The 20,613-nt window shown below is 34.6% G+C and carries 17 protein-coding genes; 13 read left to right on the top strand and 4 right to left on the bottom strand.

Translation table 11 applies throughout. The features are described 5' to 3' along the window. Window positions 1-16 precede the first annotated feature (16 nt). The 5 genes from A9D35_RS18140 to rlmH all read left to right on the top strand — a co-directional run bounded on the left by A9D35_RS18140 (window position 17) and on the right by rlmH (window position 6,787). Window positions 17-706 (top strand): LOG family protein, encoded by a 690-nt coding sequence (locus A9D35_RS18140; RefSeq protein WP_066225616.1) that lies wholly within the window; start codon window positions 17-19, stop codon window positions 704-706. Between the two features lie 140 nt (window positions 707-846). Beyond that, entirely contained in the window at window positions 847-2,772 is a 1,926-nt protein-coding gene (locus A9D35_RS19345; RefSeq protein WP_235817924.1) for a M1 family aminopeptidase, read from the top strand. Continuing rightward, window positions 2,658-3,677 (top strand): hypothetical protein, encoded by a 1,020-nt coding sequence (locus A9D35_RS19340; RefSeq protein WP_235817997.1) that lies wholly within the window; start codon window positions 2,658-2,660, stop codon window positions 3,675-3,677. Before A9D35_RS19345 ends, A9D35_RS19340 begins: the two co-directional genes overlap by 115 nt. 175 nt (window positions 3,678-3,852) lie before the next feature. Next, window positions 3,853-6,264 carry an alpha-ketoacid dehydrogenase subunit alpha/beta gene (locus A9D35_RS18130; RefSeq protein WP_066225614.1) on the top strand — a complete coding sequence of 804 codons (2,412 nt, stop codon included), beginning with the start codon at window positions 3,853-3,855 and terminating at the stop codon, window positions 6,262-6,264. Between the two features lie 49 nt (window positions 6,265-6,313). After that, entirely contained in the window at window positions 6,314-6,787 is a 474-nt protein-coding gene (gene rlmH / locus A9D35_RS18125; protein WP_066225611.1) for a 23S rRNA (pseudouridine(1915)-N(3))-methyltransferase RlmH, read from the top strand. Between the two features lie 35 nt (window positions 6,788-6,822). Here rlmH and A9D35_RS18120 read toward each other — a convergent pair whose 3' ends face one another. Then, window positions 6,823-7,818 (bottom strand): DUF4421 family protein, encoded by a 996-nt coding sequence (locus A9D35_RS18120; RefSeq protein ID WP_235817923.1) that lies wholly within the window; start codon window positions 7,816-7,818, stop codon window positions 6,823-6,825. A gap of 346 nt (window positions 7,819-8,164) precedes the next feature. Beyond that, on the bottom strand, window positions 8,165-8,464 hold the full coding sequence (gene hpf, locus A9D35_RS18115) for a ribosome hibernation-promoting factor, HPF/YfiA family (RefSeq protein WP_066225605.1): 300 nt from the start codon (window positions 8,462-8,464) through the stop codon (window positions 8,165-8,167). 250 nt (window positions 8,465-8,714) lie between these two features. On the opposite strand from hpf, the gene A9D35_RS18110 reads away from it, so the two are divergent. The 4 genes from A9D35_RS18110 to A9D35_RS18095 all read left to right on the top strand — a co-directional run bounded on the left by A9D35_RS18110 (window position 8,715) and on the right by A9D35_RS18095 (window position 14,163). Next, entirely contained in the window at window positions 8,715-9,290 is a 576-nt protein-coding gene (locus tag A9D35_RS18110; RefSeq protein WP_066225604.1) for a non-canonical purine NTP diphosphatase, read from the top strand. A 183-nt stretch (window positions 9,291-9,473) separates the two neighbouring features. Then, window positions 9,474-11,309 carry a DEAD/DEAH box helicase gene (locus tag A9D35_RS18105; RefSeq protein WP_066225601.1) on the top strand — a complete coding sequence of 612 codons (1,836 nt, stop codon included), beginning with the start codon at window positions 9,474-9,476 and terminating at the stop codon, window positions 11,307-11,309. Window positions 11,310-11,394: 85 nt separating this feature from the next. Further along, the gene (locus tag A9D35_RS18100; RefSeq protein WP_066226246.1) at window positions 11,395-12,168 is read left to right on the top strand and encodes a carboxypeptidase-like regulatory domain-containing protein; all 774 of its coding nucleotides are present in this window, start codon (window positions 11,395-11,397) and stop codon (window positions 12,166-12,168) included. A gap of 216 nt (window positions 12,169-12,384) precedes the next feature. Continuing rightward, entirely contained in the window at window positions 12,385-14,163 is a 1,779-nt protein-coding gene (locus A9D35_RS18095) for an AMP-dependent synthetase/ligase (protein ID WP_066225599.1), read from the top strand. Between the two features lie 486 nt (window positions 14,164-14,649). On the opposite strand, the gene A9D35_RS18090 is transcribed toward A9D35_RS18095, so the two are convergent. Next, window positions 14,650-15,183: a Riean_0653 family protein gene (locus A9D35_RS18090; protein WP_066225597.1), complete on the bottom strand. Its 534-nt coding sequence runs from the start codon at window positions 15,181-15,183 to the stop codon at window positions 14,650-14,652. 123 nt (window positions 15,184-15,306) lie between these two features. Then, the gene (locus tag A9D35_RS18085) at window positions 15,307-15,798 is read right to left on the bottom strand and encodes a hypothetical protein (RefSeq protein WP_066225595.1); all 492 of its coding nucleotides are present in this window, start codon (window positions 15,796-15,798) and stop codon (window positions 15,307-15,309) included. 332 nt (window positions 15,799-16,130) lie between these two features. Between A9D35_RS18085 and A9D35_RS18080 the strand changes: the two genes are divergently transcribed. From A9D35_RS18080 to A9D35_RS18065, 4 genes are read left to right on the top strand one after another with little or no spacing between them, the layout of a single operon-like run. Continuing rightward, window positions 16,131-16,583 carry a MarR family winged helix-turn-helix transcriptional regulator gene (locus A9D35_RS18080; protein ID WP_066225592.1) on the top strand — a complete coding sequence of 151 codons (453 nt, stop codon included), beginning with the start codon at window positions 16,131-16,133 and terminating at the stop codon, window positions 16,581-16,583. A 1-nt stretch (window position 16,584) separates the two neighbouring features. Then, window positions 16,585-18,993: a 3-hydroxyacyl-CoA dehydrogenase/enoyl-CoA hydratase family protein gene (locus A9D35_RS18075; protein WP_066225591.1), complete on the top strand. Its 2,409-nt coding sequence runs from the start codon at window positions 16,585-16,587 to the stop codon at window positions 18,991-18,993. A 38-nt stretch (window positions 18,994-19,031) separates the two neighbouring features. Next, complete coding sequence (locus tag A9D35_RS18070) at window positions 19,032-19,379, top strand: four helix bundle protein (RefSeq protein WP_066225590.1); 348 nt, start codon at window positions 19,032-19,034, stop codon at window positions 19,377-19,379. A 38-nt stretch (window positions 19,380-19,417) separates the two neighbouring features. Continuing rightward, window positions 19,418-20,608 carry an acetyl-CoA C-acyltransferase gene (locus A9D35_RS18065; RefSeq protein WP_066225587.1) on the top strand — a complete coding sequence of 397 codons (1,191 nt, stop codon included), beginning with the start codon at window positions 19,418-19,420 and terminating at the stop codon, window positions 20,606-20,608. The last annotated feature ends 5 nt before the right edge of the window (window positions 20,609-20,613 follow it).

The following is a 20,613-nucleotide window of genomic DNA, read 5'->3' as shown; positions in this document are numbered from 1 at the left end:
AGAAGATTAAAATATTATGAAAAAAGAACAACATCCAAAAGGTTGGAATGAAATAAAAACAAACGATTCTTGGGCAATTTTTAAAATCATGGGCGAGTTTGTAAATGGTTTTGAAAAAATGAGTGCCATAGGCCCTTGTGTATCTATTTTCGGATCGGCAAGAACAAAACCAGAAGACAAATACTATCAATTAGGAGAACGTGTCGCTAAAAAAATTGTAGACGAAGGTTATGGCGTAATTACTGGCGGTGGTCCAGGAATTATGGAAGCTGGAAATAAAGGGGCCCATTTAGGTGGCGGAACATCGGTAGGTTTAAATATCGATTTGCCTTTCGAGCAACACGACAATCCGTATATCGATCCGGACAAAAGTTTAGATTTCGATTACTTTTTTGTTAGAAAATTAATGTTTGTAAAATACTCGCAAGGTTTTGTAGTTCTGCCAGGAGGTTTTGGAACTTTAGATGAATTATTCGAATCGATCACCCTAATTCAAACAGGAAAAATTGAACAATTTCCAATCATTCTAGTCGGAAAAGAATTCTGGGAAGGATTATTCGAATGGATTAAATCGACCATGTTAGCAAAACACGGAAACATTAGTCCGAAAGACTTAGATCTAATTCACCTTGTAGATACTGAAGATGAAGTGGTTGAAATTTTAAATCAGTTTTACAACGAATCCAATTTTAGCCTGAATTTTTAACATAATTAACTACATAAACCTCCTTTAAAAATATATCTTTCAAACAGTATCATTTTATTGAAAACAATCAATTATGACGTCATAAAATGATACTGTGATAGATAAAAAAAATTGTAGAATTCAAAATTAGAAAAGGTAAATTGAAATTATCAAATCTTTGCTATGTCCTTTTTCTTTTTACAACCACGGTTGCTTTTAGTCAGAATAAAATCGACTTAAAAGCAACATTCGATGTGTCTACAAAACAAATCCGCATTTCTCAAACAATTCAGTATAAAAACACAACTCAAGATACTTTACAAGCCATATATTTAAACGATTGGGCGAATAGTTACTCTACAAAAACCACTCCTTTGGCAAAACGTTTTGCTGAAGAATACAAAACAAATTTTCATTTTGCCAAAAATAAAGATCGCGGATATACGGCTATTACCAGTGTGACCCAAAACGCCGTAGACCTCGATTTTAATCATTTAAAATCACATCCCGATGTACTAAAAATAAATCTTCCATCACCATTAAAAGGCAGAGAAACGTACACCATAAAACTTCAATATATCGTACAAGTGCCTAACGATAACTTTACGCGTTATGGCTGGACTAACGATAACGATTTTAATTTACGATATTGGTATATGACACCTGCTGTATACGATGGAACGTGGCATTATTATAGCAATAAAGATTTAGACGATTTATATATCCCGGCATCCGATTTAAATTTAGAGATTGAATATCCTAGCTACTATACATTAACATCGGAATTAGAAACCCTACAAACTACTAATAATAAAGGTAATACTATAGTTACTTTATCGGGCAGAAACAGTGTAGATTCTAAATTATTTCTGAAAAAAGTATCCAATTTTGAAACGATTGGAAACGACGCTTTTTCTATAGTTTCAAACATACATGACGAGAATATAAACGGTCTCCTTAAAATTCTTATTACAGATAAAATTATCACGTTTATTGCCGAAAATTTCGGATCCTATCCGCAATCAAAATTATTACTTTCTGAGATTGATTATAAGAAAAACCCTATTTATGGTTTAAACCAATTACCTAATTTTATACGTCCGTTTCCAAATCATTTTCAATATGAATTAAAGCTTATAAAAACAGCTTTGAATAATTATTTTGAAAATATGATTTTAATAAATCCAAGAGAAGACTATTGGTTAAATGATGGTTTACAAGTGTATTATTTAATGAAATATGTAGATGAGCACTACCCAAACATGAAACTTTTTGGTACACTTTCTAACATTTGGGGAATTCGTTCGTTCCATGCCACACAGCTTCAATTTAATAATCAGTATAACTTTTTGTACATGCATATGGCACGCTCTAATCTAGATCAGCCTCTAACCATGCCTAAAGATTCGCTGCTTAAATTTAATGCCAATATTGCAAATAAATATAAGGCTGGAGTGGGTTTAAAATATTTAGAAGATTATTTAAACCACGATATTATTCAGGAAACGATAGATAGCTATATGTCGTTATACAAGCAAAAACCAACATCTACCAAAGATTTTGAAACGCTTTTACGATGCAACACCAATAAAGATGTCGATTGGTTTTTTAACGAATATGTAGCCACACGTAATAAAATTGATTTTAAAATTAAAGACTACAAAGTCTTGGGTGATTCTTTAGAAGTTACTATTAAAAACAAAAGACAAAATAGCATGCCTATTTCGCTTTTCGGGTTACAAAATGATAGTGTAGTTTACAAAACTTGGATTAACAATATTAAAGATACCGAAACGGTTACGATACCTAAAGACAGCATAGATAAATTGGTTTTAAATTACGACATGGTCATTCCTGAGTTTAATTTAAGAGACGATTGGAAATCGTTAAAAGGCTTTGTTTTTAACAACAAACCACTGCAATTCCGCTTATTTAAAGATATAGAAGACCCTTATTACAACCAGGTATTTTTATGCCCGATTTTACGTATAATTATTACGACGGGTTTGCTCCTGGTGTTCGTTTGTACAACAAAACGGCCCTACCAAAAGCATTTCTTTATAGTGTTAGGCCTCGATATGCGATAAAAAGTAAACAATTAATCGGGAATGTAAGCTTGAGCTATGTACATCGTTTAGAAGAACAGAATTTGTATTATATCCGTTATGGGTTTGCAGGTGAATATTCTAATTACGCACCAGACCTCTCCTACACCTCTTTTACACCGTATGTGCAATTTAGATTTAGAGATAAAAACGATTTTCGAAATAACAAAAACAAATACATAAACTTAAGGTATGTAAGTATTCATAGAGAAGACGACCCTAACAATATTTACAATACAGAAAACAGGCCAAATTATAATGTTTTCGACATAAAATATGGCTACACCAATCCAAATTTAAAAAACCATGTTACGTGGTTCACCGATTTTCAATTATCTGAAGACTTTGGAAAATTATCTGTAAATTTTGAATACAGAAAACTCACAGAAAATAACAGAAATTTTAATCTGCGTTTTTTCGCAGGAACCTTCCTCTATAACAAGACCTACGAAACTTCTAACTATTTTAGTTTTGCTCTAGATCGCCCTACCGATTACCTGTTCGACTATAATTATTTAGGCCGCTCGGAAGAATCAGGTTTATTGAGTCAGGAATTAGTTATCGCGGAAGGCGGATTTAAATCGAAATTAGAAACCCCATTCGCAAACCAGTGGATTACTACGCTAAACGGCGGAACAACCATTTGGAAATATCTTGAAGCTTATGCCGATCTTGGTTTTGTAAAAAACCATGGCTCGGAACCTAAATTTGTTTACGATACCGGGTTTAGACTCAATTTAATTACCGATTATTTCGAATTATATTTCCCCGTGTATTCTAATTTGGGTTGGGAAATTACCCAATCGCAATACAGCGAAAAAATACGGTTTATCGTAACCCTTTCTCCAAAAACATTATTAGGATTATTTAAACGCCGTTGGTATTAATTTTTAATTTATCATTAATAAATTATCAGAAAACGCTAAGTATTCTAACAATTCTATATTTAAACATTTATAATCGTAGTGTTTACTACAAATAATATATCGTTAAACACGTGTTTGAATTGTAATAACCATTTAATTTCCATAAATTTGTTGCAAATTCCAATCCCAAAATAACATGCAAATAGAACCCGAAAAAATGACAGGACTTTCTTTTGAAGATTTTAAGGCAGAAGTTTTAAATGATTACAAAATAGCTGTTACCTCTAGAGAATGTAGTTTACTTGGCCGAAGAGAAGTATTAACAGGAAAAGCTAAGTTTGGAATTTTTGGAGGCGGTAAAGAAGTTCCTCAGTTAGCCATGGCGAAAGCCTTTAAAAACGGAGATTTCCGTTCGGGTTATTATCGCGATCAAACGTTCATGATGGCGATTGGCGAACTTACCATCGAACAGTTTTTTTCTGGACTCTATGCTAATACCGATTTAGAATTAGAACCTATGTCGGCAGGAAGACAAATGGGTGGACACTTTGCCACACATAGTTTAGACGAAAATGGGAATTGGAAAAACTTAACCAAACAAAAAAATTCAAGTTCAGACATCTCTCCTACTGCTGGGCAAATGCCTCGGTTATTAGGATTAGCAGAAGCTTCAAAAATATACCGTCATGTTAAAGGTATAAATACCACAAATTTTTCGGAAAACGGGAACGAAGTCGCTTGGGGAACCATAGGTAATGCTAGTACCAGCGAAGGTCTCTTCTTTGAAACCATAAACGCAGCAGGGGTATTACAAGTCCCAATGGTGATTAGTGTTTGGGATGACGAATATGGAATTTCTGTACATGCTAAACATCAAACAACTAAAGAAAATATTTCTGAAGTTTTAAAAGGATTTCAACGTACCGAAGATGCTAAAGGTTACGAAATTTTACGCGTTAAAGGTTGGGATTATCCAACGCTTATAGAAACGTATCAAGAAGCAGGAAGAATTGCCAGGGAAGAACATGTACCTGTTTTAATTCATGTAGACGAATTAACGCAACCTCAAGGTCATTCTACTTCAGGGTCGCATGAACGTTATAAGAATCCAGATCGTTTGGCCTGGGAAACAGAAAACGATTGTAATACCAAATTTAGAAAATGGATTATTGCCAACGGAATATCTAATGACGAAACTTTAACCGAATTAGAAAAGAGTATAAAAAAGCAAGTTCGAGAAGGTAAAAAAGTATCTTGGGCTCAATTTGTTGGCCCTATTAACAAGGACAAATCTGATGTGTTAAACCTATTAAAACAGGTTGCCAACAACAGTGCCAACAAAGTCTTTATTAATAAAATTGTTCAAGATCTTGAAAAGATTGAAGAACCTATAAAACGCGATGTTATTACCGCAGCGCGTAAAACCTTGCGTTATATTATAGACGAATCTACTCCAGAAAAGGACCGCCTTTTACAATGGATAGATAAATATTTTGAAAAAGTACAACCACAATACAGTTCGCATTTACACAGTGAAGGAAACAAATCGGTAAAATATATAGCCGAAGTAAAACCAATTTATACCGAAGATGCAGAAAATGTAGATGGCCGATTAATTATTAGAGATAATTTTGATGCCATTTTCAACAAATATCCTTACGCTTTAATTTTTGGTGAAGATTCTGGAAATATCGGAGATGTAAATCAAGGACTAGAAGGCATGCAAGAAAAATACGGAGAACTTAGAGTCGCCGATGTTGGTATTCGTGAAGCCACTATTCTTGGTCAAGGTATTGGTATGGCTATGCGCGGACTTCGCCCTATTGCCGAGATTCAGTATTTAGACTATCTAATGTATGCGTTACAAATAATTAGCGACGACTTAGCAACGTTACAGTACAGAACCAAAGGTCGCCAAAAAGCACCCTTAATTATACGTACACGTGGACACCGTTTAGAAGGTATCTGGCATTCTGGATCGCAAATGGGTGGTATTATAAATTTGGTTAGAGGGATTCATGTATTAGTACCAAGAAACATGACCAAAGCTGCAGGATTCTATAATACCCTTCTAGAATCTGATGAGCCTGCTTTAATTGTAGAGTGTTTAAACGGATATCGTTTAAAAGAGAAAAAACCTTCTAATTTTGGCTTATTTAAATCCCCAATTGGGGTTACCGAAACACTTCGCGAAGGAGACGATATTACCTTAGTGTCTTATGGGTCAACCTTACGCATTGTGGAGCAAGCTGCCAAAGATTTAATGGAAGTTAATATTCATGCCGAAGTTATAGATGTACAATCGCTTCTACCTTTCGATATAAATCACGATATCGTTAAAAGTGTTGCCAAAACCAACCGTCTATTAATTATAGATGAAGACGTACCTGGTGGTGCTTCTGCTTATATTTTAAATGAAATTTTAAATACCCAAGATGGTTATTTACATTTAGATAGCAAGCCTAGAACGTTAACTGCGAAACCACACCGTCCGGCCTATGGTACAGATGGCGATTATTTCTCTAAACCTTCTTTAGAAGATATTTTTGAAACGGTTTACCAAATCATGCACGAAGCAAATCCTAGTAAATACAGCAAATTAAGATAATCTTTTAATAAGCTTAGACAGTGTTTTAATTTCCTCTATATAAGAACTTATGACGATTAAATTATTGGCAATTGGAAAAACAGATAATAAACTTTTACAAGGTTTAATTGACGATTACCAAAAGCGTTTAGGGTTTTATATAAAGTTTGAATTTGAAATTATTCCAGATTTAAAAAAGGTTAAAAACTTAAGTGAAGATCAGCAAAAACAAAAGGAAGGCGAACTCATCCTTGCTAAATTGAATCCGAACGATGTACTTATATTACTAGACGAAAACGGTAAACAAATGGATTCTGTCGGGTTTTCTAATTATCTTCAGAAACATATGAATTCTGGAATAAAACAATTGGTTTTTGTAATTGGCGGACCGTATGGCTTTTCTTCAGAGGTGTATGCAAAAGCTCAAGGAAAAATTTCACTATCAAAAATGACGTTTTCGCATCAAATGATACGCTTGTTCATTATAGAACAATTGTATCGCGGATTTACAATATTAAAAAACGAACCCTATCACCACAGGTAATTTTTAGAATCCGAGTATTCGAAATTATTACGCTATTATTTATGTTTATTCCTATTTCCTAATTTATATCCAAATGCTATTTTGGCCTTGGTAAGATCGAACCTATATAAATTATCGAAATTCAAACTCGTGGTATACATCCCACCACCATAAATTAAACTGATATAATAACGTTCTACATTATACCCAATAGCAACACTATAATCTAACTTATAAATAAAAGGCTTCGAAGGTCTATAGGTATCATCTTGTAAGGTAACATGTTTATACATTAAGCCAACCCCGGGCATTAGGTTACAAGACCCGATTAAGTTATAAGGCAATTTAAATACCGACAAGACGCCCCCCAGCATACCCACAGCTGTACTGTTATACCTTTTTATATGAGCTTCATCATTAAAAAAAGCATCACTGTTATCTGGTAACACATCGCCGTCTGCCGAAAAATAATCGTAAAACCAAAATGCACCAAAGCCACCCGAGATGTAAAACTTTTTTTCCAAATCGTCTAATCCTGCTTTCAATAGCGAAAACGAAAATTCTATTTCGGGTATGGTGTGAAGTACATTCGCTCCAATTGTAACAGACCTCACATCGTCTCTAAACACAGTGGGTTCGCCATAATTGGTCTTAGCATCGAAACCGCGATAGGTTTGCACATAAAAATTGACATAGTTTTTCTTACCTACAATTGTAGTCCCTTGCATATCGAAACGCCTCGTATAATCTTCAGAGTCTCCCTTAATGTTAAAAGCTATATCAATTAATACTTTACGGCTAGAAAAACCAAATCCAACTCCAAATCTATTTCTTGGAATGTAACGTACTTTAGAATCTTCGTTACTTAACTTAAAATTTTTATACTTATAATTAGAAAATACCCTAATAGCATAATTATCTATATCGTGATCTATAAAGAGCTCATCAACTAACTTAACAACGTCAAGTGTATCTAATTCTTTTAAAATTTGAGATTGGGCTGGTATCGCTACAAATAACACGAGCACTAGCATGTAGATTCTTTTAATCATGAATATAAATCACTTTGTTTAAACACCTTTTTAATGTGTTTATCGATGGAATAAAAATACATTAATTATTACACAAAACAATTGTAAATTAAAAAGCGCTAGGTATTGATAAATATTGTAGAAAAAACAGCACGTTTCCGAAGCACAAAACACTTATAAAGAAGAACATTTGGAATACGTTTCGGCAGGAATTTATCTAACTGCATACCATATTTTAGCTAAGGATATCGCCTAAAACAACAAAGTCGAAATCTTGTTATTAAGATTTCGACTTTGTTAAAATATTTATTATTTATAATTGAATAGAAAAAATACAGTTATGCATTACTTCTATTGATACTTTATATTAAGAATGGGCAAACGTATGCTTGCGTTTTTTAAGCTGAATTTCTAAGTCGTTTATAGTGTTTTTCACAGCCAATTCGTAGGTTCTCTCGTGAGAAGATGCGAAAATTCTTGGCCCCGGAGCACTCAATTCAATTTTACAAATTTTCCCCTCTTCCTTTTCTTTTTGGATATGTTCAAAAGTAACTTCAGCAGAAATGATCCAATCGTATTTTAAAGCTAATTTATTAAGTTTTTCAGTAACGTGAATATCCATAGCCTCACTTGTAGACATGTGGATGTATTGAATATTAATTGTCATATAAAAGTGTTTTAATGTTCACAATCAAATTTAAAAATAAACGCGATGGATTCATATATTTTTCATCATAAATAAATGTGAAATTATCAATAAAAAACGTTGTTATCTCGATACTTTTACCTATTTAACTAAAAACCAAAACATTAATTAAATATTGTTTAAAAATACAACTCGACAATGAATTAACAAGACTTTAAATATCTCGGTTTAAAACCTTATTTTTGCCTCTCTTTAACTCTAATTTAAAGATATGAAACTTGTATTTGCCACCAATAACGCCAATAAAATAAGAGAGGTTCAAGCCTTAATCCCTAGCCATATTAACCTTTTAAGTTTAACCGATATTAATTGTTTAGAAGATATTCCAGAAACCCAAGATACGATTGAGGGTAATGCCATTCAAAAGGCCAACTACGTTAAAGACAATTATGGTTTCGATTGTTTTGCAGATGATACAGGTTTAGAGGTAGATGCTTTAAACGGCGCTCCGGGTGTTTATTCTGCACGTTATGCGGGACCGCAACGAGATGCTACCGATAATATGACAAAACTTTTGCAAGATTTGGGCAGTTCTTCCAATAGAGACGCTCAATTTAAAACCGTAATAGCTTTAACCTTAAATAACAAGTTAGACACTTTTACGGGAATTTGCGAAGGAGAAATAACCAAAGCCCAACACGGTACAGATGGCTTTGGCTACGACCCGATTTTTAGACCACAAGGATTAAAAAACACGTTTGCAGAAATGTCGTTAACAGAAAAAAACACTATCGGTCATCGGGGAAAAGCAGTTGCCTTATTGGTAGATTATTTAAACACTTTATAATTTATAAATTAATTAACTGAAACACAATAAATTAAACAAATTAGTTTATACCAAATAAATGACTACCTTTGCAGCTTGAAATTCCTCAGAGAGAGGATGTGTTACTTGGAAGTTTAAGGTTAAGTATGTCGATTCCCTTCTTATGTAACACTTACATACTTTAATCGAATACTTATTACAAGAATGAACACATTCCAAGATTTAGGTCTTAATGACGACCTATTGCGTGCTATCACCGATATGGGCTTTGAAACCCCAAGTGAAGTACAAGACAAATCCATCCCATTATTATTAGAAAGTGAAATAGATTTAGTAGCATTAGCACAAACCGGAACCGGTAAAACGGCTGCTTTTGGTTTTCCTATGCTTCAAAAAATTGATATCGATAGCAGAACAACCCAAGGTTTAATTTTATCGCCTACTCGTGAGCTTTGTTTACAAATTACAAACGAACTTAAGGCTTACGGTAAATACTGTAAAGGCTTAAATGTTGTAGCTATTTATGGAGGATCTAGTATTCAAGATCAAGCTAGAGAGGTAAAACGAGGAGCACAAATTATTGTTGCTACACCTGGTAGAATGAAAGATATGATTAGCCGTAATATGGTTGATATTTCTAAAATTCAATACAGCGTTCTTGACGAAGCAGACGAAATGCTTAATATGGGATTCTATGAAGATATTACAGATATTTTATCGCATACACCAAAAGATAAAAACACCTGGTTATTTTCTGCAACCATGCCTAAAGAGGTTGCTAATATTGCAAAAAAATTCATGCATAGCCCTACAGAAATAACTGTAGGAAATAAAAACGAAGGAAGCTCTCAAGTTTCTCACGAATATTATTTAGTAAATTCTAGAGATCGTTACCAAGCCCTTAAACGTTTATCTGATGCCAATCCAGATATCTTTTCTGTAATTTTCTGTAGAACGAAACGCGATACACAAAAAGTAGCAGAACAACTTATTGAAGACGGATACAATGCAGGAGCACTTCACGGGGATTTAAGTCAGAACCAACGTGATTTAGTGATGAAATCTTTTAGAAACAAACAAATTCAAATGTTAGTTGCTACAGATGTAGCTGCTCGTGGAATTGATGTAGACGATATTACACACGTAATAAACTACCAATTACCAGATGAAATTGAAACCTACACCCACCGTTCTGGACGTACCGGTAGAGCTGGTAAAACAGGTGTTTCTATGGTAATCGTTTCTAAAAGTGAAGTTAGAAAAATTAAAAGCATAGAGCGTATTATAAAAAAGGATTTTATTAAAAAAGACATTCCTAACGGAATCGAAATTTGTGAAGTTCAATTAATGTCGCTAGCCAATAAAATTCATAATACAGAAATTAATCCAGAAATTGATAAGTATTTAGAGAGCATCAACACCATGTTTGAAGATACATCTAAAGAAGAATTAATTCAGAAATTTTTCTCTGTAGAATTTACGCGTTTCTTTAACTACTACCAAAAGTCTAAAAATTTAAACGTAGCAGAATCTGCAGGATCTACAAGAGAACACGTAAGCAACGACAATGCAGCACGTTTCTTTATTAACGTTGGTTCTCGTGATGGTTACGATTGGATGAAACTAAAAGATTTCTTAAAAGAAATTCTTGAATTAGGTCGTGACGATGTCTTTAAAGTAGATGTTAAAGAAAGTTTTTCTTTCTTTAATACCGAAAAAGAAATTGCTCCTAAAGTATTAGAATTCTTTACAGACTTTAAACACAACGGACGTTTTGTTAATGTTGAAGAAACAGAAAACAAAGGTGGCGGTGGTCGTGACAGAAACAGAGGTCGTGGCGGACGTCGTTCTGGCGGCGGCGGTGGTCGTGACAGAAGAGAGTCTTCTGGAGGATTCCGAGGTGACAGACGCTCTAAATCTGGTGGAGATGGCAATAGAAGTGAAAGAAGACGTTCTTCTTCAAATTCTGATTTTAAATCGGAAAAAAGAGGAGAATCTGCTTCTAGCTCATCTTCAAGACCAAGACGTTCTAGACGCTAATAAATTTGTTAATTTTTAGTCAAAAGAAACAGTCCTGCTATAAAATGTCATTTAGTTTGCTATTTTTATGCCTAATAAAATTATAATGAAATATATAGTCTTCCTTTTAACTTTACTCCTATCAACTACTGTAGCCTTTTCGCAAGAAGACAATACATCGGTAAGTGGGGTAATTATTAATGGTTCTAACGACGAGCCTTTAGAAGGTGTAAATATTGTAAACATTAACCAGGTTAAAGGTAGTACGACTAATTTAGAAGGAGAGTTTGAAATTTCGGCAAAAGTAAACGATACGCTTCACCTGTCTTATTTAGGATTTAAATCTATAAAAGTTAAGGTTACTAACGACTGGATAAAGTTTGGAAGTTCAACTATAGCACTTACAGAATTGGCTTTAGCCTTAGAAGAAGTTGTTGTAAACCAGTTTAGATTAACAGGTTATTTAGAGGTCGACATTAAACAAGTGCCTATAAATAACAACTACCAATACAGTATCTCTGGATTGCAAAACGGATACGAAGCTGGTAGAGGCTCTGGTGGTGTAAACAAAATTTTAAGTTCTATTTTTAACCCTGCAGATTTCTTGTATAATGTCTTCGGAAAAAAACCGCAAGAGATGAAGAAATTAAAGCAAATGAAACAGGATGATGAAATTCGAAATTTATTAGCTTCAAGATTCGATCGCGAAATGCTAACGGTACTGCTTCAAGTAGACCGTTTAGATTTAGACGAAATTGTACGGCAATGTAACTACTCGAAAGACTTTATAAAATCGGCCAACGATTTGCAAATTCTAGATGCGATTAGCGGTTGCTACGAAGAGTATAAGGTACTGAGTCGGGGACGAAGTAAATCATAAAAAAACACTAAAAAGACTGTCTAAATTGACAGTCTTTTTTTTTGTCGTTATTTTTTCGTTAAAAAAGTTTGTGTTTTATTAAAAAATAATAAATTCACAATTATATTTAATTTTAAGAATAATATCATCAATCTAAAACCTTATCAGTCTATAAAATTTAATTATTTGTAATCTAAACATAAATTTTATATTTTGCATGACTGATATCACTCTTACATGACAAACATAACCCGACTATTTGACTTTCCGTATTATCAACTAGAAAAATACAACCTAAGCAAGAGCTTAACAACGAAATACGGAGACACCTGGATTTCCTTATCTACAAAAGAATATGTAGACCAAGCCAATGCTATAAGCCGTGGATTGCTTCGTCTTGGCGTGCAACCAAACGATAAAATAGCTGTAATCTCTTCAACAAACCGAACAGAATGGAATGTGCTCGATGTTGGTGTGCTTCAAGTGGGAGCTCAAAATGTACCCATCTACCCTACTATTTCTGAAACCGATTACGAATACATTTTAAACCATTCTGAAGCGACCTACTGTGTAGTTTCAGACATTGAAGTCCTCGAAAAGTTAAATAAAATTAAAGCGAACACACTTTTAAAAGGTGTTTATACTTTCGACGATATTAAAAATGAAAACAGCTGGAAAGACATCCTAGCTTTAGGTGCAGATCCTTCTAACCAAAATGAGGTTGAAGCCAGAAAGGCTAATGTTAAACCTAACGATTTAGCTACCTTAATTTATACTTCGGGAACAACAGGTACGCCCAAAGGTGTTATGCTTTCGCACGACAACATCGTATCTAATGTATTAGCTAGCGAAAGTCGAGTACCTTTTAATAAGGGAGCATCTCGCGCTTTAAGCTTCTTACCTATTTGTCACGTTTTTGAACGTATGCTATTGTATTTATACCAATATTGTGGTGTAGAAATTTATTTTGCAGAATCTATAGACAAAATGAGCGATAACCTCAAGGAAGTTCATCCGCATGTCATGTCTGCCGTACCACGACTTTATGAGAAAGTGTACGACAAAATTGTAGCCAAGGGAGGTGAATTAACGGGTATAAAGAAAGCCTTATTTTTCTGGGCTATAGATCTTGGGTTAAAGTACGAACCTTATGGCAAAAATGGCTGGTGGTACGAAAAACAATTAAGTCTGGCTAGAAAACTTATTTTTTGTAAATGGCATGAAGCTTTAGGAGGGAATATTGAATTAATGGTTTCTGGGAGTGCGCCTTTACAAACGCGCTTAACCCGAACATTTGCTGCCGCCGGAATGCCTATCATGGAAGGTTATGGTTTAACCGAAACCTCTCCAGTGATTTCTGTAAACGACCAGAGAAACCATGGATTCCAAATAGGAACCGTAGGTAAACTAATAGACAAAGTAGAAGTTAAAATAGCCGAGGATGGCGAAATTCTAGTAAAAGGTCCGAATGTTATGTTAGGCTATTATAAAGATGAAGCAAAAACTGCTGAAGTCATGACTGGCGACTATTTCCATACCGGTGATATTGGAGAATTAAACGAAGACGGTTTCCTTAAAATAACCGATCGTAAAAAAGAAATCTTTAAAACTAGTGGTGGTAAATATATCGCTCCTGCCGTTGTTGAAAACCAATTAAAACAATCGCGCTTTATAGAACAAGTTATAGTTATTGGTGAAGGAGAAAAAATGCCAGCAGCTTTAATTCAACCGAATTTCGAATTTATAAAGGAATGGGCTAAACGTCACGATATAGCATTTAATAGCACTGCCGAATTAATAAAAGACGAACGTTTATTAGACAGAATCCAAAAAGAGGTCGATTATTCGAACACTCATTTTGGTAAATGGGAACAAATTAAAGTGTTTAAAATTACACCCGAAACTTGGTCTATTGAAGCAGGTCACCTTACTCCTACGTTAAAATTAAAACGTAAAGTTATAAAAGAAATTTACAGACCGTTAATAGAATCTATTTATCGTCCAGAGAAATCTTAGCGTTAGACACCTAATGTTTTCAAGATATAAAGAACAGATGTTCTGTTTTATAGTTTAACTGTTCTTTATATTTTAACAACATATTTTATAATGAGACCTAGAAATTAATCGCTTTTAATAGACACGTTTATAAATTTTATAGTGTTGTATCTGCATTAAAATTGATAGTTAAAAATGAGGCTGTGTAGAAAGTTGAGGTTTCTTCAACCAAAACTCCTTACTGCAGTTGTCACGAAATTTCAGGTACTCACATTGGCTTATCCCTATCCTAAAATTCTGAAACAAACTTCTAAAGACAGAATTTAATGCTTTTCTGATAGCTATTTTTTACTTTTCGGTTTTGACCTAACGGTCTCGGCTCGTATGAGTAGTTGCGTGGGTTAGCACTTAACTTTGCAAGTACACACCGAGTTGGAAATTCCGCAGGAATTTCCAGAGTAGACGAGAACAAGCAATTATTTATAGCCATTGTTGGCAAATCATTTTTTACAAATATTTTAAGTCAAATTCCCCTTCTTTTATTTCTATAATTTCTCCATCTTCATTTACTGCGTCAAACTCGAAACGACCGCCCAAAATAAAGTTATCAATATCGTGATATAGAATTTCCAAAGTTCCAAAATAAATTTCGTTAGTTTTGTAAACTGAGCTGGAGGTATCAATACTATATTCTCCTTGATTAGGTTCATCACCAAGATTATAAATATTACCAACCATTGAAGTTGTTGTGCTTATTCCAGTAATTTCTATTGTTACAAATTGGTCAATGAAATCTGGTGACTGACCTCTATTCCTAAACGAAAGGTACATACGATTTAAATCATCATAGTCAGCCAAACTAAACCATACCGACCTAGCTCCAGGACTTGTGAATACAGACGGTTTTAATAGGTTGCCATTAACTTTACATTTCACGCCTCCTCTTCCGTCAAACACATATTTCTCATCGTCCAAATCAACTGAAGCTGTATCACAGGATATGAAAGTCAATATTGACAAAATAAAAATCAGTTTTTTCATAGTATGCTTTTTTTTAAACGAAATTCCGATCAAATGGTTGTGTCAAAATGTTTGCCAACTCATTTTATAATAAACTAACAGACTTTAATCTATTTTTATACAGAAAGTTAATGACTTAGATTATTATTCCAAAGTAAAAACAGCATCAATCACTCTATGATCGCTCACATAAAACGTCAAATTGAATGTAATATGCCATTCGGTATCTGAAATTTTTTCTCCGCTAAGCCTTCCTGTTACAGGAAAATCTTCATCGGTTTCTTTTGGAAAATGACAGTAACAAATTTTGGTAAGCACGATATCCATTTCAGCCAATTCATCTCCCGAATACGAAAATGTTTCACGCTCTGGGTCTATTTCAAATTTAATAATTTCAGTATAACCATCATCTGCAATCTCTTCATCCGAAAATTTGTCAAACATATATTCAAAAACCAAATAATCTCCACTTTCAACTTTACCATATTTCATATAAGTATCGTCGCGAGAAACAATAATTAAATTACTATCCTCTTTATAGGTATAACTATAGGTATCTACCTCTGCATCGGAATCGTTATTAGAACACGTAAAAACCAACAAGCTTAAAACAACTAATAAATAGAATTTTCTCATTTTTTTTGTATTGCATTTAATTTCTAAATTTTTACACCTAACCTTTTACTACATAAGTATAAGCACAAAATCATTTAAGGTTTAAAGATATTACTTTCACTTAAATAGTCCTACGTAATCATATCTAGACTATAGTAAAATCTACTAATGATTCCTTGCTCAAATATAATCTTAAAATCACCTGCTTAACACCTTTTAAATACATTATGCAATGTATCCCCCTCATTTTCATGATATCTTAAATTATTTGTCTATAATTTTAGTTAAAATTCAATCATTTACTATGCATGCATAATATTTTTTATTATATTTGGTTGAGAGAAAATTGACCTATGAAAGACAAAACAATTGACTATGTGTTGCGAACCACATGGTTAGCGGTGACCAAAATGTATAACGAACAAGGCGCTAAATTTGATAGCACAATGGCTACAGGTTTTGCTTTGTTAAGTATAGATCCGGAAAAAGGAACACCATCCACGTCTTTAGGCCCAAAAATGGGCATGGAAGCGACTAGTTTATCGCGCATTATAAAAAACATGGAAAAGCAAGGGCTTATAGAACGTAAACCCAATCCTGAAGATGGCCGTGGTGTTTTAATTTATCTAACACCGTTTGGAAAAGAAAAAAGAGAGTATTCTAAAGATCGGGTTTTAGTTTTTAACGAAGCCGTGAGAAAAAATATCTCTCCAGAAAAAATTGAACATTTTTACGAAGTTGCAGAAGTGATCAACGATTTAATTTCGAATAAAAAAATATATAATAACGAAAGCATTTTTAAATAAAATGAGTACACGTAGAATTAAAAAAGTAGCCGTTATAGGTTCCGGAATAATGGGAAGCGGTATTGCTTGTCATTTTGCCAATATAGGTGTATATGTGTTATTGCTAGACATAGTGCCTAGAGAGCTAAATGCTACAGAGCAAGCTAAAGGATTAACATTAGAAGACAAAGCTGTTAGAAACAGAATCGTTAACGATTCGCTTTCTGCTGCTTTAAAATCGAAACCCTCTCCTATTTATCATCAAAAATTTGCAAGCCGTATTACGACCGGAAATTTAGAAGATGATATTGCAAAGGTTAAAGATGTAGATTGGATTATTGAGGTGGTTGTAGAACGTCTTGACATAAAAAAACAAGTGTTCGAAAATCTAGAAAAACACAGAACACCGGGTACTTTAATTACATCGAATACTTCTGGAATCCCTATTCATTTTATGAGCGAAGGCCGCTCCGAAAATTTTCAGAAGCATTTCTGCGGTACGCACTTTTTTAACCCTGCGAGGTATTTAAAGTTATTCGAAATTATTCCTGGACCTAAAACAAGTCCGGAAGTGTTAGACTTTTTAAATAGTTATGGCGAGCAATTTCTAGGAAAAACCTCGGTTGTGGCTAAAGACACTCCTGCTTTTATAGGGAATCGCGTTGGAATATTCAGCATTATGAGTTTATTTCATGCTGTTAAAGACATGGATTTAACCATAGAAGAAGTCGATAAATTAACCGGCCCTGTAATTGGCCGCCCTAAATCGGCAACCTTCCGTACGGTAGATGTTGTAGGTTTAGACACGCTGGTACATGTGGCCAATGGTTTATACGATAATGTGCCTACAGACGAACGTCACGAACTGTTTAAGCTACCTGATTTCATTAGTAAAATGATGGAAAACAAATGGCTTGGAAGCAAAACCAAACAAGGATTCTACAAATTAGAACGCCATAAAGACGGTACAAAAGACATCCTGTCGTTAGACCTGAACACCTTAGAATATCGTGCCAACAAAAAAGCAAATTTTGCCACTTTAGAATTAACGAAAACGATTGATAAAGTTGTAGATCGTTTTAAAGTTTTGGTTGCCGGAAAGGATAAGGCTGGCGATTTCTACAGAAAAAACTTCGCAGCACTATTTGCTTATGTATCTAACCGAATTCCAGAAATTACAAACGAATTATATAAGATAGACGATGCCATGAAAGCTGGTTTTGGATGGGAACACGGCCCATTCCAAATCTGGGATGCCATAGGTGTAGAAAAAGGAATAGACATTATGAAAGCTGAAGGTTTTGAGCCTGCAGCATGGGTTAACGATATGTTAGCTTCTGGGGTATCCTCCTTCTATACCGTAAAAGATGGAGCCTCCTATTTTTATGATATTCCGTCTAAGAAACAAGAAAAAGTTCCAGGACAAGATGCCTTTATAATTTTAGATAACATTCGTAAATCGCATGAAGTCTTTAAAAATTCAGGAGTTGTTGTAGAAGATTTAGGCGATGGCATTTTAAATGTCGAGTTCCAGTCTAAAATGAATACCATAGGTGGCGATGTCTTAGCAGGAATTAATAAGGCTATAGATTTAGCTGAAAAAGATTTCCAAGGTTTAGTTGTAGGAAACCAAGGTGCCAATTTCTCTGTAGGAGCAAACATTGGAATGATTTTCATGATGGCTGCCGAACAAGAATACGACGAGCTTAATATGGCGATTAAATATTTCCAAGATACCATGATGCGCATGCGTTATTCTGCCATTCCTACAGTGTCAGCTCCTCACGGCATGACCCTTGGAGGAGGTTGCGAATTATCGCTGCACGCCGATAAAGTAGTGGCTGCGGCAGAAACATACATGGGACTTGTAGAATTTGGTGTAGGTGTTATCCCTGGTGGTGGTGGTTCAAAAGAAATGACTCTGCGAGCTCAAGACACTTTCAAAAAAGGTGATGTAGAATTGAATACCCTTCAGGAGTATTTCTTAACCATTGGTATGGCTAAAGTGTCGACCTCTGCTTACGAAGCTTTCGATTTAGGTGTTCTTCAACACGGAAAAGATATCGTTGTTGTAAACAAAGACCGACAAATAGCAACGGCCAAAGCGCATGCCAAATTAATGGCCGAAGCAGGTTATACACAGCCTATAAAACGTAACGATATAAAAGTACTAGGAAAACAGGCCTTAGGTATGTTTTTAGTAGGAACTGATTCTATGGAAGCTAGTCGTTTTATTAGTGAGCACGACCAAAAAATTGCGAACAAACTAGCCTACGTTATGGCTGGTGGCGATTTATCGGAACCTACTTTAGTTAGTGAGCAATACCTTCTAGATTTAGAACGTGAAGCCTTTTTAAGTCTATGTACAGAACGTAAAACTTTAGAACGTATTCAGCACATGTTGAAAACAGGGAAACCGCTTAGAAATTAATTAAAGTAATGAGATTTTAGTATTAAGTAATTAGAAGAATGCACAATATAAGTGAGTTAAAAATATGGCAAAAGTCTATAGAACTAACTAAACAGGTTTATTTACTTGTTGCTCATTTACCTTCTGATGAACAATATGGCTTATCATCACAAATAAAAAGAAGTGCTATTTCCATTCCTTCTAATATAGCTGAAGGCGGTGGAAGAAATTCTAATAAAGAATTTAAATATTTTTTGAGTATCGCAAATGGTTCAACATATGAACTTCAAACTCAATTAATTTTATTAATAGAATTAAAACTATTAAAGGAAGAAAACGTAAAACCAATTATTGAATTATGTGTTGAAATTCAGAAAATGAATTATTCATTTCAGCAGAAACTCTAAATCTCAATACTAAATACTTTTTACTCATATCTAATATTATGAAACAAGCATATATAGTTAAAGCATACAGAACCGCAGTAGGTAAAGCACCTAAAGGTGTGTTCCGTTTTAAAAGAACCGATGAATTGGCTGCCGAAACCATCAAGTATATGATGAAGGAATTGCCAGAATTAGATCCTAAACGTATCGACGATGTTATGGTAGGAAACGCGATGCCAGAAGGCTCGCAAGGGTTAAACATGGCGCGTCTAATCTCTTTAATGGGCTTAGATATAGTAGATGTTCCCGGCGTTACGGTAAACCGTTTTTGTTCTTCTGGAATAGAAACCATAGGTATGGCCACAGCTAAAATCCAGGCAGGTATGGCCGATTGTATCATCGCCGGTGGTGCAGAAAGCATGAGTTCTGTGCCTATGACAGGTTTTAAACCCGAGTTAAATTACGATGTTGTAAAGGCGGGTCACGAAGATTACTATTGGGGCATGGGAAATACCGCTGAAGCCGTTGCCAATCAGTTTAAAGTTTCTCGTGAAGATCAAGACGAATTTGCATACAATTCGCATATGAAAGCATTAAAGGCACAAGCCGAAAACCGTTTTCAAGATCAGATTGTTCCTATAGATGTAGAGGAAACGTATATTGATGCCAAAGGTAAAAAAGCAACAAAATCCTATACGGTAACCAAAGATGAAGGACCTCGTGCCAATACAAGCTTAGAAGCCCTTGCTAAATTGCGTCCAGTATTTGCTGCTGGCGGAAGTGTAACTGCCGGAAATTCTTCACAAACTAGTGATGGAGCTGCGTTTGTAATGGTAATGAGTGAAGATATGGTCAAGGAATTAGGTTTACAACCTATTGCACGCTTGGTAAATTATGCTGCTGCTGGTGTGGAACCTCGTATTATGGGAATTGGTCCTGTAAAAGCCATTCCTAAAGCATTAAAACAAGCAGGCCTAAAACAAGACGATTTAGAATTAATTGAATTAAATGAAGCCTTTGCCTCGCAATCTATCGCGGTAATTCGCGAATTGGAATTAAACCCCGATATCGTAAATGTAAACGGTGGAGCCATAGCACTTGGCCATCCTCTAGGTTGTACTGGAGCTAAACTTTCAGTTCAGCTTTTCGATGAAATGAGAAAACGTAATATGATTGGTAAATACGGTGCAGTAACCATGTGTGTGGGAACCGGACAAGGTGCATGTGGGGTTTTTGAATTCTTAAATTAGATTTG

Source organism: Formosa haliotis (assembly GCF_001685485.1).
Lineage (GTDB): Bacteria > Bacteroidota > Bacteroidia > Flavobacteriales > Flavobacteriaceae > Formosa > Formosa haliotis.
Note: the sequence above shows the minus strand (reverse complement) of the source record. Positions and strands in the feature narration are given on the sequence as shown.